This is a genomic window from Cereibacter johrii (assembly GCF_001720585.1).
Classification (GTDB): Bacteria; Pseudomonadota; Alphaproteobacteria; order Rhodobacterales; family Rhodobacteraceae; genus Cereibacter_A; species Cereibacter_A johrii.
In genome coordinates this window covers 1-13,225 of record NZ_MABH01000158.1, presented here as the reverse complement: position 1 = coordinate 13,225, position 13,225 = coordinate 1, and the positions used below count along the sequence as shown (strand labels likewise).

10 protein-coding genes and 1 tRNA gene are annotated in these 13,225 nt (G+C 69.1%); 3 read left to right on the top strand and 8 right to left on the bottom strand.

Annotated features, from left to right (window positions below; translation table 11 throughout):
- Nucleotides 1-40 precede the first annotated feature (40 nt).
- From A9O63_RS14035 to A9O63_RS14025, 3 genes are all read right to left on the bottom strand, one after another.
- Entirely contained in the window at nt 41-2,590 is a 2,550-nt protein-coding gene (locus A9O63_RS14035; protein ID WP_069332501.1) for a penicillin-binding protein 1A, read from the bottom strand.
- Between the two features lie 91 nt (nt 2,591-2,681).
- On the bottom strand, nt 2,682-3,917 hold the full coding sequence (locus A9O63_RS14030) for an N-acetylmuramoyl-L-alanine amidase (RefSeq protein WP_069332500.1): 1,236 nt from the start codon (nt 3,915-3,917) through the stop codon (nt 2,682-2,684).
- Between the two features lie 48 nt (nt 3,918-3,965).
- Nucleotides 3,966-5,117 carry a pyridoxal phosphate-dependent aminotransferase gene (locus A9O63_RS14025; RefSeq protein WP_069332499.1) on the bottom strand — a complete coding sequence of 384 codons (1,152 nt, stop codon included), beginning with the start codon at nt 5,115-5,117 and terminating at the stop codon, nt 3,966-3,968.
- 167 nt (nt 5,118-5,284) lie between these two features.
- On the opposite strand from A9O63_RS14025, the gene A9O63_RS14020 reads away from it, so the two are divergent.
- On the top strand, nt 5,285-6,028 hold the full coding sequence (locus A9O63_RS14020; protein WP_069332498.1) for a DsbA family protein: 744 nt from the start codon (nt 5,285-5,287) through the stop codon (nt 6,026-6,028).
- A 361-nt stretch (nt 6,029-6,389) separates the two neighbouring features.
- On the opposite strand, the gene ispG is transcribed toward A9O63_RS14020, so the two are convergent.
- The 4 genes from ispG to A9O63_RS14000 form a co-directional block, all read right to left on the bottom strand.
- Nucleotides 6,390-7,523 (bottom strand): flavodoxin-dependent (E)-4-hydroxy-3-methylbut-2-enyl-diphosphate synthase, encoded by a 1,134-nt coding sequence (ispG, locus tag A9O63_RS14015; RefSeq protein WP_069332497.1) that lies wholly within the window; start codon nt 7,521-7,523, stop codon nt 6,390-6,392.
- Nucleotides 7,524-7,652: 129 nt separating this feature from the next.
- Nucleotides 7,653-8,867 carry a helix-turn-helix domain-containing protein gene (locus A9O63_RS14010; RefSeq protein WP_069332496.1) on the bottom strand — a complete coding sequence of 405 codons (1,215 nt, stop codon included), beginning with the start codon at nt 8,865-8,867 and terminating at the stop codon, nt 7,653-7,655.
- Between the two features lie 110 nt (nt 8,868-8,977).
- The gene (hemA, locus tag A9O63_RS14005) at nt 8,978-10,201 is read right to left on the bottom strand and encodes a 5-aminolevulinate synthase (protein WP_069332495.1); all 1,224 of its coding nucleotides are present in this window, start codon (nt 10,199-10,201) and stop codon (nt 8,978-8,980) included.
- 134 nt (nt 10,202-10,335) lie between these two features.
- Nucleotides 10,336-10,905, bottom strand: a complete 570-nt coding sequence (locus A9O63_RS14000; RefSeq protein WP_069332494.1) for a 5-aminolevulic acid synthase — start codon at nt 10,903-10,905, stop codon at nt 10,336-10,338.
- A gap of 229 nt (nt 10,906-11,134) precedes the next feature.
- On the opposite strand from A9O63_RS14000, the gene A9O63_RS13995 reads away from it, so the two are divergent.
- On the top strand, nt 11,135-12,508 hold the full coding sequence (locus A9O63_RS13995) for a M20/M25/M40 family metallo-hydrolase (RefSeq protein WP_069332493.1): 1,374 nt from the start codon (nt 11,135-11,137) through the stop codon (nt 12,506-12,508).
- Nucleotides 12,505-12,948: a GNAT family N-acetyltransferase gene (locus A9O63_RS13990; RefSeq protein ID WP_069332492.1), complete on the top strand. Its 444-nt coding sequence runs from the start codon at nt 12,505-12,507 to the stop codon at nt 12,946-12,948. Before A9O63_RS13995 ends, A9O63_RS13990 begins: the two co-directional genes overlap by 4 nt.
- Nucleotides 12,949-13,147: 199 nt before the next feature.
- On the opposite strand, the gene A9O63_RS13985 is transcribed toward A9O63_RS13990, so the two are convergent.
- Nucleotides 13,148-13,224: transfer RNA gene (locus tag A9O63_RS13985), tRNA-Asp, on the bottom strand.
- Nucleotide 13,225 lies beyond the last annotated feature (1 nt).

The window sequence follows — 13,225 nt, the reverse complement described above, 5'->3', positions numbered from 1 at the left end:
CCGGGCAAGGCCGGGCCGCGCCTGCGACAGGACGGCCGCGTCAGTAGAGACCGCCCGAACTGAGCGTGCCGAAATCGGCCTTCTTGGGGATGACCTTCCGCTCGCCCGTGGCGGTGGTGACGGTCGCGCCCTGCTCGGTCTCATCCTCGCCATAGGCGAAGAGCGGCAGGTTCGAGCCCATGGCGAAGCCGCCGTCGACCCAGGCGGCCATGCCGAAGACCGGATCCTCGCCCTGACGGAAATATTCGGCCACCACATTGTCGCCCGTCGCATCGTCGGGCAGGCGCGCGCCGGTGAACCGGTCGATCTTGATGAAATAGCCGCCCGGAGGCACGCGGAACTCGGAGCCGCCGTATTTCTTCACGGCCTTCGTCATGAAGCTCTGGAACACCGGGCCGCAGAAGCCGCCGCCCGAGGCCGAGCCCATCGAGCGCGGCTGGTCGTAGCCGATATAGCAGCCCGCGACGATGTTCGAGGTGTAGCCGATGAACCAGACGTCCTTGGCATCGTTCGTGGTGCCGGTCTTGCCCGCCACCGGCACCGGCAGGTTGATCCCCCGCCCCGTGCCGCGCTTGATCACGCCTTCCATCATCGAGGTGAGCTGATAGGCGGTGATCGCATCCATCACCCGCTCGCGCTTCGAGGTGATGTGGGGCGCGCGCCCCTCGGGCAGAAGCGGCTGGGCGCAGTCGTCGCAGATCCGCTGATCGTGCCGGTAGATGGTGCGACCGAAGCGGTCCTGCACCCGGTCGACCAGCGTGGGCTGCACCCGCTCGCCGCCGTTGGCGAACATGGCGTAGGCGGCCACCATCTTGAAGAGCGTCGTCTCCTCCGCGCCGAGCGCATTGGCGAGGAACTGGCCCATCCGGTCGTAGACGCCAAAGCGCTCGGCATAGGAGGCCACGGTGTCCATGCCGATTTCCTGCGCGATCCGCACGGTCATCAGGTTCCGCGACTGCTCGACCCCGGTGCGCAGCGGCGTGGGCCCATAATATTTCCCGGACGCGTTCTTCGGCGTCCAGAGACCCTGCGCCGTCTGCACCTCGATGGGCGCGTCGATCACGATGGTGGCCGGGGTGAAGCCGGAATCGAGCGCCGCCGCATAGACGAAGGGCTTGAAGCTCGACCCCGGCTGGCGGGTGGCCTGCGTGGCGCGGTTGAAGACCGAATACTGGTAGGAGAAGCCGCCCTGCATGGCGAGCACCCGGCCCGAATTCACGTCCATCGCCATGAAGCCGCCCTGCACCTCGGGCACCTGACGCAGCGACCAGCGGCGGAAGCTGCCGTCCTCGCCCGTCACCTCGCGCACCAGCACCACGTCGCCCACGGCGAGGAGATCGCCCGCCCTGCGCGCCTTGGGCCCGAGCTTGCCGTCGGCCTGCCGCTTGCGCGCCCAGGTCACATCCTCGGCCGGGATGTAATGGCCGTCCTCGTCCTCCTCGACGCCCTCGATCCCGATGCGGGCCGCGCTGTCGCCCACCTCGAGCACCACCGCCGGATGCCAGCCCGGCACGTCGCGCGGCACCCGGGCCGCCGCCAGCGCCGCCCGCCAGTCGGCTTCCGAGCCGAGCCTGTCTTCGGGCAGCGTCTGCCGCGTCCCGCGCCAGATGCCGAGGTTGCGGTCGTATTTCTCGAGCCCCACGCGCAGGGCGGCCGCGGCCTCCTCCTGCAGCTCCCGGTCGATGGTGGCGCGGATCGTGAGGCCGCCGCCGAAGAATTCCTGCTCGCCGAACTCGGAGGAGAGCTGGCGGCGGATCTCGTCGGTGAAATAGTCGCGCGGCGGCAGCGCCTCGCGGAAGGCCGGATAATCGCCGTTCTGCACCGAGCGCAGCGGCTCGTTCAGCGACGAGGTCAGCATCGCCTCGTCGATATAGCCGTTCTCGAACATCTCGCGCAGCACATAGTTGCGCCGCTGGGTCAGCCGCTCCTTCGCCCGCACCGGATGATACTGGCTTGGCGCCTGCGGCATCGAGGCGAGCGTCGCGGCCTCGGCCGGGGTCAGCTGCGACAGCGTCTTGTTGAAATAGGTCTGCGCCGCCGCCGCCACGCCGTAGCTGTTCTGGCCGAGGAAGATCTCGTTCAGATAGAGTTCGAGGATCTTGTCCTTGGGCAGCGTCTCCTCGATCCGGGTGGCGAGGATGATCTCCTTGATCTTCCGCTCCCCCGTCCGGTCGCCCGACAAGAGGAAGTTCTTCATCACCTGCTGGGTGATGGTCGAGGCGCCGCGCACGGTCTTGCCGCGCGAGCGCACCGCCTCGAAGGCCGCCACGGCGATGCCGCGCGCATCGTAGCCGTGGTGGGTGTAGAAGTTCTTGTCCTCGGCCGAGATGAAGGCGTTCTTCACCAGGTCCGGGATCTCCTCGATGGGGGCGAAGATCCGCCGCTCCTGCGCGAATTCGTCGATGATCCGCCCCTCGCCCGAATAGATCCGGCTGATCGTCGGAGGCGTATATTGCGCAAGGCTCTCATGGCTCGGCAGGTCGCGCGAATACATCCAGAACACCGCCCCGATCGTGAGGGCGAGCGCCAGCAGCCCCAGCGTGATCGCGGTGAAGATGGCCCCGAAGACCGAGCCTACGAACCTCAACAATGGCAGTGCCCCCTCTGGTTGGCGGCCCTTATACATGCGGGCTGCCGGAAGAGCAAAACATGCCAGGGCCCCACGCTTCGCGATTTCGCGATCAGCGCCGGAGCATGTCCTTCAGCGCCGCATCCTCGCGCGCCCAGATCTTCAGCCCCTCCACGAGCGCGCTCACCATCCGCGCCCGCCAGACCGGATCGCGCAGCCGCGCAAGGTCGGCATCGCTCGACATGAAGCCGGTCTCGACGAGGATCGACGGCATGTCCGGCGACTTCAGCACCGAGAATCCCGCGGCCTGCCGGGGATGGCGGTGCATGGCGATCTGGCGCCGCTTGATCGCCGCCTCCAGCGCCAGCGCCAGCCGCTCGTTGCGCGGCCCCGTCTCGGTGCGCGCCAGATCCATCAGCACCCCCGCCACCAGATCGTCGTGGCCCGTGAGGTCGATCCCCGCCAGCAGATCGTCCCGGTCGTGCCGCTCGGCCAGAGCCGCCGCCGCCGCATCCGAGGCCTCCTCGGCCAGCGTATAGAGCGTGGCCCCCACCGCCTCGCCTTCCGCGATGGCATCGGCATGCAGCGAGACGAACACCTGCCCGCCCGCCTCCCGCGCAAGCGTGATCCGGTCCTCGAGCGGCACGAACACATCCTCCGCCCGTGTCACCGCCACGCGGAAGGTGCCGTCCCGGACCAGCGCCTCCTTCAGCTCGCGCGAAAGGGTGAGCATCAGGCTCGCCTCGCTCCCCCCGCCGCGCTCGGCGCCCGGATCGATCCCGCCATGGCCCGGATCGAGCACCACCGTCAGCGGTCCTTCCCCCTGCACCGGACGCGGCAGGTCGGCGGCCTTGGGCAGCGCCCAGCCCGGCGGCTCGGGCGCCGCGGCCCGGGCGGCGAATTCCGCCTCATCCGCCTTGCGCAGCCGGACCGCGATCCGCGCCCCCTCGCCGGTCCGCATGTCCGCGCTCTCGATCACCATCGGCCGGGCCAGCTCCAGCACCAGCCGCGACCAGCCCGGGCGGAAGCTGCCCGCGCGCACCGCCGTCACCCGGTCGGTGTCCCGCGCCAGATCCTCCACCGGGCCGAACTCGACCTCGCGGAAATCCATCACCAGCCGCGGCGGCCCGTCCATTACCCGCACCCGCCAGGGCACCGGCTGGCTCAGCTGCAGCTCGACCGCAACCCCGCTCCAGCCGCGTCCCGCGATGGAGGATCCGTCGGGCAGGAGCCGTGCGAGCCCGCTCAGCTCCTGCGCCGCAGCCCCCGACAGCGCGAGCATCGCCGCCAGCAGCCCCGCCGCGACAGACCGCAGCGCGCCCCCGCTCCTCCGCCTCAGCCCCTCCATCCGCGCCCTTTCATTCTGGCCCAAATATCCCCGCCGGAGGCTCCCCCGTCAGCGCCGGCGCGCCGCCATGAAGGCCTCGAGCCGCGCCAGCCCCTCGACGATATCCGCCGTGGCCCGCGCATAGGAGAAGCGCAGCGTCCGCCCGCCCCGCAGGGGATCGAAATCGAGCCCCGGCGTCACCGCCACCCCCGCCCCCTCAAGGATCTCCGCCGCGAAGGCGAGACTGTCGGAGGTCAGGTCCGAGACATCCGCATAGACATAGAAGGCCCCGTCCGGCGGCGCAAAGCGCGTGAAGCCCGCCTTCGGCAGCCCCTCCAGCATCAGCCGCCGGTTCTCGGCATAGACCGCGCGGTTCGCCTCCAGCTCCTGCGTGCAGTCGAGGGCGGCCAGCGCCGCGATCTGGCTCGCATGGGGCGGGCAGATGAACATGTTCTGCGCCAGCCGCTCGATCCGCCGCACATGGTCCTCGGGCACCACGAGCCAGCCGAGCCGCCAGCCGGTCATCGAGAAATATTTCGAGAAGGAGTTGATCACATAGACATCGTCGGAGATCTCCAGCGCCGAGACCGCCCTCGTGCCGTAGTCGAGCCCGTGATAGATCTCGTCCGAGATGAAGGCCATGTCGCGCGCCTGCGCATGGGCGATCAGCGCGGCCAGCGCCTCCGCCGAGAGCATCGTGCCCGAGGGATTGCCCGGCGAGGCCACGATCAGACCCGCGAGATCCTCCACCCGCTCCAGATCCGCGGGCACCGGCTGCAGCCGGTTCCCGGCCTCGGTGGGGATCCCCACCGGCTCGAGCGAGAGCGCGCGCAGGATCTGGCGATAGCTCGGATAGCCGGGCTCGCCGAGCGCCACCCGCTCGCCCGCCTCGAAGAGCGCGGTGAAGGCCAGAAGGAAGGCCGAGGAAGAGCCGGCCGTCACCACCACCCGCCCCGGATCGAGCTCCACGCCATACCAGCGCCGGTAGAGATCGGCGATCCCCTGCCGCAGCTCCGGCAGGCCGAGCGCCACCGTATAGCCGAGCGGCCCCTCTTCCATGGCGCGCGCGAGCGCGGCCCTCGCCCCCGCCGGGGCCGGCGTGCCGGGCTGGCCCACCTCCATATGGATGATCGACCGCCCCGCCGCCTCCAGCTTGCGCGCCTGCTCCATCACATCCATCACGATGAAGGGATCGACCGCCCCGCGCCTTGAAACTCGCATCCTCAGCCTCTTACACTTTGCCAGCCGTTCCTGAGACACCGGGGCGCGAAGGTCAATGGCGGCCCGCCGCCGCCGCGCCGCATATCCGGGTTGCCAAAACGACCGGATCGGTGTTCCTGTCCTGACCCGCGAGCCGGACCCTGACCCGCCCCAACCGGAGCCCTTCCATGAGACTGATCCCCCTCGGTGCCGCCGCCCTCGCAGGCGCCCTCGCCCTCGCTCCCGCCGCCCGGGCCGAGATGAGCGCCGCCGAGCGCGAGGCCTTCCGCGCCGAGGTCCGGGCCTATCTGCTCGAAAATCCCGAGGTGCTGATGGAGGCCTTCACGGCCCTCGAACAGCGCCAGCAGCTCGACCAGGTCAATGCCGACCTCGCCCGGCTCCAGGAACATTCCTCGGAAATCTATACCGATCCGGCCAGCTGGGCCGGCGGCAACCTGCAGGGCGACATCACAGTGGTCGAGTTCATCGACTACCGCTGCGGCTACTGCCGCAAGGCCAATGCCGAGGTCGAGGAGCTGGTGGCCTCCGACGGCAACATCCGCTTCGTGCTGAAGGAATATCCGATCCTCGGCGAGGAATCGGTGCTGGCCTCGCGCTTCGCCATCTCCGTGCTGCAGATCGCCGGTCCCGAGCCCTACAAGGCGGTCCATGACAAGCTCATCACCTTCCGCGGCGACATCACGACCGAGGCTCTCGGCCGGCTCGCCGACGAGATGAAGCTCGACCGCGCGGCGATCCTCGCCCACATGGACAAGGACGAGGTCACGGCCGTGATCGCGGCGAACCACAAGCTCGCCGAAACGCTCGAGATCTCGGGCACGCCGACCTTCGTCGTCGACCGCACCATGGTGCGCGGCTATGTGCCGCTCGACGGGATGCGCCAGATCGTCGAAGGCCAGCGCAAGGGCTGACCCCCTCCGGCGACAGAGCCCCGAGGCGCCCTCCGGGGCGCCTTTCCCTTTGGCAGAGCGGCCGCGTCACGCCTGAGCGGGCCGCGATCCTGAAAAGGCGCCCCGGCGGCCGATGGCGCGCGGAGGCGGACAGCAGGCCCCTGCCCGCCGCTCCTTCGCGAGACGGTTGACAGCCGCAACTCCGGGGATCCGGGCTCGGGCCGCGGGCCCTGCCGTTCACGAAGCGCGAATGGCAGCCTCTCGGCCGGTCCTTGCGTCCCGATCCGGTCAGGCTTCCGAAGGTCATGGCCTCCGGGCGACCGCACCCGCGCGATGACGCGCCGGCGATCTCAGTCCGCGGCGCGCCCTTGCAAAGGCGCGCTCACTCGGCCGCTTCGGCCGCCGCGAGCTTCTCGGCCTCGATCTCGGCCGCACGACGCTCGACCATCGACACGATCTCGTCGATCATCCGCTCGTTGCCGAGCTTGTGCGCCTGCTTGCCGGCCAGATAGACCATCCCCGAGCCATTGCCGCCGCCGGTGAAGCCGATGTCGGTCATCAGCGCCTCGCCGGGACCGTTCACCACGCAGCCGATGATCGAGAGGCTCATCGAGGTGGTGACATGGGCCAGCCGATCCTCGAGTTCGGACACCGTCTTGATGACGTCGAAGCCCTGCCGCGCGCAGGAGGGGCAGGAGATGATGGTGACGCCGCGGTGGCGCAGACCCAGAGACTTCAGGATCTCGTAGCCGACCTTCACCTCTTCCACCGGATCGGCCGAGAGCGAGACCCGCAGCGTGTCGCCGATCCCCGACCAGAGGAGGTTCCCCAGACCCACCGCCGATTTCACGGTGCCGGCGGTCAGCCCGCCCGCCTCGGTGATCCCGAGATGGATCGGCGCATCCGTCGCATCGGCCAGCGCCTGATAGGCCGCCGCGGCGAGGAACACGTCCGAGGCCTTCACCGAGATCTTGAATTCGTGGAAGTCGTTGTCCTGAAGGATCTTGATGTGATCGAGGCCCGACTCGACCATCGCCTCCGGGCAGGGCTCGCCGTACTTGTCCAGCAGATGCTTTTCGAGCGAACCCGCATTCACCCCGATCCGCATCGAGCAGCCATGGTCCCGCGCGGCCTTGATGACCTCGCGCACCCGGCTCGCATCGCCGATGTTGCCGGGGTTGATCCGAAGGCAGGCCGCGCCCGCCTCGGCCGCCTCGATGGCGCGCTTGTAGTGGAAATGGATGTCGGCCACGATCGGAACCGGGCTTTCCGCCACGATCTCCTTCAGCGCCCGGGTCGAGGCCTCGTCGGGCACCGACACGCGGACGATGTCGGCCCCTGCCTCGGCCGCGCGGAGCACCTGCGCGATGGTCGCGGGCGCGTCGGCCGTGATCGTGTTCGTCATCGTCTGCACCGAGATCGGCGCATCGCCTCCCACCGGAACGTTGCCCACCATGATCTGCCGCGACTTGCGGCGGTGGATGTTGCGCCAGGGGCGGACATGATTGAGCGACATGGGTGGAAACCTCGGGTGATGGTCGCCTGCAACTTAACCCCGCCGCGCCATCGGCACAACCGGCTGCGCCCAAATGCCCTGCCCCTCGGGCAGGACCGGGGGGCCCGCGCGATCACGTTTGCGCGGGGGTCAGCGGGTCTCGTTCTGCGCGACCGTGACGTAACGCGCGAGATCCGCGTCGCCGGTCAGGTCCGCCATGGCATATTTGCCGGTGAGCGCCTCGGGCGAGAGGGCCACGTTCTTCACCACCTGCGCGCCGGGCGCCGACGGGCCGTAGGTCTCGCCGTTCACGGCGAAATAGAGCGAGCCCGAATTGCCGGCGCGCAGCACCGGCGGCTCTTCCATCTGCGGCACGACATAGCGTTCGCCCGCGTCGAGGATCTTCTCGAACAGCACCGTCCCGTCGGCCGCCTGCACCCGCACCCACGAGGGGCGCACGGCCAGAAGCTCGACCGTCGGCGGCGCGGCCTCGGCCACCTGCACCTCTTCCTCGACCGGCACGGCGGCGGCCGTGGCGGGGATCGCGGGCACCTCGAGCGAGGCCTGCTGGACGCTGTCGTTCATCCGCGGATTGATGGCCGCGATCGGCCCGTCGCGCGAGACCAGCACCGGCACGTCGAGCGCCTGGGCCTGCGGACGATAGAGCCGCCCCATGAGGTCGGGCTGCGCCGGATCGGCGGCGGCGAGATCCATCGTGTCGGAGGCAGGCTCGGACCGCACCAGCGGCGCCACCGTGCCGACGCTGCCCAGCGGGTCGATCTCGGCCACCACCTGCGGCGCCTGATCGACCGGCGCCACCTGCACGCGCTGCACCTGCTGAAGCACCGCCCAGCCGCCATATCCGATGCCGCCGATCAGGGCGAGCAGGACCAGAACCGATCCCACCGCGCCCGGCTCGATGCTGGCCAACACACTCTCGCCCCGGGGCACGAACAGGGCATTCGGATCCGCCAGCGGATCGCGCCCCTCGCCCTGCGGCCGGGACCGCGGACCCGGTTCGCGGCGCGCGCCGGTCACCGAGACCGCCATGCCGTGCATCGTGGTGAAATTCGCTTCGTGGCAGAAGCGCGCGAAGGCCTCGTCCGGGTCCATGCCGAGATAGCGCGCATAGGAGCGCACATATCCCGCCACGAAACCCTGCGTCTCGAAGGCCGACACGTCGGCATTCTCGATGGCGGCGATATAGGTGGCCTTGATCTTCAGCTCGCGCTGGACATCGAGCAGCGACTTGCCGAGCGTCGCCCGCTCACCGCGCATCAGGTCGCCCAACCGCAACTCGAAATCGTCGAACCCTTTGGGTTTATCGACTTCGGCCGTCGAAGGTTGTGTCCTCCGCCAGATCATGCGTGTGCCCGTCCTGCCCCGATTTACCCCGGCCGGTTGCTTCCGACTCAGGGGTGCCCTGTCCCGAAAGAAGTAGCACAGGGCAGGGACCTTTGCATCCGCAGAAGCTGTCAGGCAACGACCTCGGCGCGATTCAGCGCACAGTGCTGCCAGAGCACATCCATGGCCTTCACGAGATGGTCGATCATGCCGGAATCATGCACGGGCGACGGCGTGAAGCGCAGCCGCTCGGTCCCGCGCGGCACCGTGGGGAAGTTGATCGGCTGGACATAGATGCCGAAATGTTCGAGCAGCATGTCCGAGATCATCTTGCAGTGCACGGGGTCTCCCACATGGACCGGCACGATGTGCGAGCCGTGGTCGATGATCGGCAGGCCGAGCCCCTTGAGGCGCATCTTCAGGATGCGGGCCTGGGTCTGGTGCCTCTCGCGCAGCTCCACATCGCCCTTGAGGTGGCGCACCGAGGCCGCCGCACCGGCCGCCACCACGGGCGGCAGCGAGGTCGAGAAGATGAAGCCCGGCGCATAGGAGCGCACCGCGTCGCACATCTTGGCCGAGGCCGCGATATAGCCGCCGAACACGCCGAAGGCCTTGCCCAGCGTCCCGTTGATGATGTCGATCCGGTCCATCAGCCCGTCCCGCTCGGCCACGCCGCCGCCGCGGGGGCCGTACATGCCGACCGCATGGACCTCGTCGATGTATTTCAGCGCGCCGAACTCGTCGGCGATGTCGCAGATCTCCTTGATGCGGCCGAAGTCGCCATCCATCGAATAGACGGATTCGAAGGCCACGAGGATCGGACGGTCCTTGCCGATCGAGGTCAGGATGCGGCGCAGGTCGTCGAGGTCATTGTGCTTGAAGACGTGCTTCTCGGTGCCCGAGCGGCGGATGCCCTCGATCATCGAGGCGTGGTTCAGCTTGTCCGAGACGATGACGAGGCCCGGGATCAGCTGCGGCAGCGTCGAGAGGGTCGCGTCGTTGGCGATATAGGCCGAAGAGAAGACCAGCGCCGCTTCCTTGCCATGGAGGTCGGCGAGCTCGGCCTCGAGGCGCTTGTGATAGAGCGTGGTGCCCGAGATGTTGCGCGTGCCGCCCGACCCCGCGCCGGTCGAATCCAGCGCCTCGTGCATGGCCCCCAGCACCACCGGATGCTGGCCCATGCCGAGATAGTCGTTGCCGCACCAGACGGTGATTTCCTTCTCGCTCCCGTCGGGCTTGCGCCACATGGCTTTCGGGAAGGCACCCTTGCGCCGCTCGATGTCGATGAAGGTCCGGTACCGGCCCTCGGTGTGAAGCCGGTTCAAAGCGGTATCGAGTGCCTGATTATAGTCCATCTTCGTCTCCCTGACGCTCGGGCTGCCGAGCAAGCTGGGTGTCATCATCAAATTTCGGCGCAACATGGCCTTGATAAGGATCAAATCCTAAGTCTGGAACCGGCCAATTTGAAACCCGTTCATTGGTCCCTGCGTCAATCGGCCACCGCCAGCACGCAATCCCGGGCCCCTCCGGCCTTCGCGCAGGCCGCAAGAGCCTTCTCTCCCGCCCCCGCTCCGGCCCCCATGCCCCAGCGCCCTGTCGCGGGCGAGACCGCCAGCGCCCTCGGCCCCCGCGCGCCATAATCGGCCCGGAACCCCGCGGTTGCATCGGACGATAGGCTGAGCGGGCGGCTCTTCCAGCCTTCGGGGCGCACGAATCCCACGATCTCGCACCGCGCCCTGCCCTTGCGCTTCTCCTCGCAGGCGGCAAGCGCAGCCCAGGCCGCGGCCTCGGTCGTGTGATGGTTCGCAGCGGCGATGGTCGCCTCGGAGGCCAGCCCCTCGTCGGGCGAGACGGCGATGGCCCCGTAATAGGGCTGCTCGCTCACCACCATGCGCAGCAGTGCGCGGTCGTTCTCGGACAGGAAGGCGACCGGCAGGATCTCCACCTCCGCCTTCGCGGGGGGAAAGAGCATCTTCTTCGCCTCGCGCCCCGTCACCGGCTGGGCGAACGCGGCCCCCGCCGTCAAGATCCCGAGGGCTGCCACCATCGCCAGACGCATGATCCTCTCCACCTGCCCCCTGTCGCGGCCCTTTTAGCCCACGCAGCCCCGCCTGCACAGAGCCTCCCCGTCTTGTGAACGCCCTCCCCCCGGCAGGTTCGCCATCCTCCAAATTGACTTCGCCATGGGTCGCGGCCCATACCGGGACGCGCAGGAGCCGAGTCCGGCCGAGGGCCCGGCTCCGCCCGCCCTGCTGCGGCGGACACACTGGAAGTGGAAGGACCAGAAGATGACGCTCGACGCCGTGCTCGCCCGGATCGACACCGGCCTGCCCGAGGCTCTGGACCGGCTGATGGCGCTCTTGCGCATTCCCTCGATCTCGACCGATCCCGCCCATGCAGCCGAATGCGAGGCCGCCGCCGACTGGCTGGTGGCCGATCTCGCGGCTCTGGGCTTCGAGGCCTCGAAACGCCCCACCCCCGGCCATCCGATGGTCGTGGCCCATGCCCCCGGCGACGGGCCGCACCTCCTGTTCTACGGCCACTATGACGTGCAGCCCGTCGATCCGCTCTCGCTCTGGGACCGCCCGCCCTTCGAGCCGGCCATCGAGGAGACGCCGCGCGGCAAGGTGATCCGCGGCCGCGGAGCGTCCGACGACAAGGGCCAGCTCATGACCTTCCTCGAGGCCTGCCGCGCCTGGAAGGCCGAGCACGGCACGCTGCCCTGCCGCCTCACGATCTTCCTCGAGGGCGAGGAAGAGTCGGGCTCGCCCTCGCTCGTGCCCTTCATGAAGGAGAATGCCGGGGAGCTGCCCGCCGATGTGGCGCTGATCTGCGACACGGGCCTGTTCGAATCGCGCACGCCCGCCATCGTGACCATGCTGCGCGGCCTTCTCGGCGAGGAGCTGGTGGTGCGCGGCCCCTCGAAGGACCTGCATTCCGGCATGTATGGCGGGGTTGCGATCAATCCGATCCGGGTGCTGACCCGCGCGCTCGCGGCCCTTCACGACGAGACCGGCCGCGTCACGCTGCCCGGCTTCTACGACGGCGTGAGCGAGCTGCCCGAGGCGATCCGCGCCCAGTGGCAGGGGCTGGCCTTCGATCATGCGCGCTTCCTCGGCGATGTGGGGCTCTCGCAGCCCGCGGGCGAAGCGGATCGCACGCCCCTCGAGATGATCTGGTCGCGCCCCACCTGCGAGATCAACGGCATCTGGGGCGGCTATACCGGCGCGGGCTTCAAGACGGTGCTGCCCGCCGAGGCCCATGCCAAGGTCAGCTTCCGCCTCGTGGGCGAGCAGGATCCCCACGCGATCCGCGAGGCCTTCCGCGCCCATGTCCGCGCGCACCTGCCGCCGGACTGCACGGTCGAGTTCCGCGGCCACGGCAATTCGAAGGCCTCGCACATGCGCACGGACGCGCCCGCCTTCGAGCAGGCGCGCGCGGCCCTGACCGAGGAATGGGGCCGGCCCGCCGCCTATGTGGGCTGCGGCGGCTCGATCCCGATCGCGGGCCACTTCCAGACCCTTCTCGGCATGGATGCGATGCTCGTGGGCTTTGCCAAAGACGACGATCAGATCCATTCCCCGAACGAGAAATACGACGTCGAGAGCTTTCACAAGGGCATCCGCTCCTGGGCGCGCTTCCTCGCCCGCGTGACGGAATGACCCCCCTGATCCGCAGCCTGGAGGCAGCCGACGAGGCCGCCTTCCGCGCCCTCTGGGCGGACTATCTGAGCTTCTACCGCGTGGATCTCGCCCCCGAGGTGACCGAGGCCACCTGGGCGCGCCTCCTCGAGCCCGCATCGCCGCTCACGGGCCGCCTCGTGCTCACGGAGGGGCGCGTGCGCGGCTTCGCGCTCCATCACACCCATCTGTCGACCTGGAACCTCCGCCCCGACGTCTATCTCGAGGATCTCTATCTCGAGCCTTCCGCGCGCGGCCTCGGCCTCGGCCGGGCCCTGATCGAGGATCTGATCGCGCTCGGGCGCGCATCGGGCTGGGGCCGCCTCTACTGGCACACGGACGAAGGCAATCACCGGGCGCGCGCCCTCTACGACCGCTTCACCCCCTCCGACGGCCACGTCCGCTACCGCCTCGCGCTCTGACCCGCCCCATACGGTCCGCCCCCCCCGCAGAAGCCCCATCCCCGTCTCACTCTGGAAAAATATCCTCGGGGGGTGCGGGGGGCAGACGGCCCCCCGCGGTGTCCCCTTGCCCCCCGTCCGGCCCGCCTCGCACCGCAAAAGCAAAAGCAAAAGCAAAAGGCCGGGCAGAAGCCCGGCCTTTTCGCAATCCTGAAAGAAGTGGCGCGGTTGACGGGGCTCGAACCCGCGACCCCCGGCGTGACAGGCCGGTACTCTAACCAACTGAGCTACAACCGCG

Excerpts from the sequence above, each read along its gene's own strand:
- A9O63_RS14020 (WP_069332498.1), top strand. The coding sequence starts at position 5,285 with ATGAGACTGATCCCCCTCGGTGCCGCCGCCCTCGCAGGCGCCCTCGCC.
- A9O63_RS14025 (WP_069332499.1), bottom strand. The coding sequence starts at position 5,117 with ATGCGAGTTTCAAGGCGCGGGGCGGTCGATCCCTTCATCGTGATGGAT.
- A9O63_RS14000 (WP_069332494.1), bottom strand. The coding sequence starts at position 10,905 with ATGCGTCTGGCGATGGTGGCAGCCCTCGGGATCTTGACGGCGGGGGCC.
- hemA (WP_069332495.1), bottom strand. The coding sequence starts at position 10,201 with ATGGACTATAATCAGGCACTCGATACCGCTTTGAACCGGCTTCACACC.
- A9O63_RS13995 (WP_069332493.1), top strand. The coding sequence starts at position 11,135 with ATGACGCTCGACGCCGTGCTCGCCCGGATCGACACCGGCCTGCCCGAG.
- A9O63_RS14030 (WP_069332500.1), bottom strand. The coding sequence starts at position 3,917 with ATGGAGGGGCTGAGGCGGAGGAGCGGGGGCGCGCTGCGGTCTGTCGCG.
- ispG (WP_069332497.1), bottom strand. The coding sequence starts at position 7,523 with ATGTCGCTCAATCATGTCCGCCCCTGGCGCAACATCCACCGCCGCAAG.
- A9O63_RS13990 (WP_069332492.1), top strand. The coding sequence starts at position 12,505 with ATGACCCCCCTGATCCGCAGCCTGGAGGCAGCCGACGAGGCCGCCTTC.
- A9O63_RS14010 (WP_069332496.1), bottom strand. The coding sequence starts at position 8,867 with ATGATCTGGCGGAGGACACAACCTTCGACGGCCGAAGTCGATAAACCC.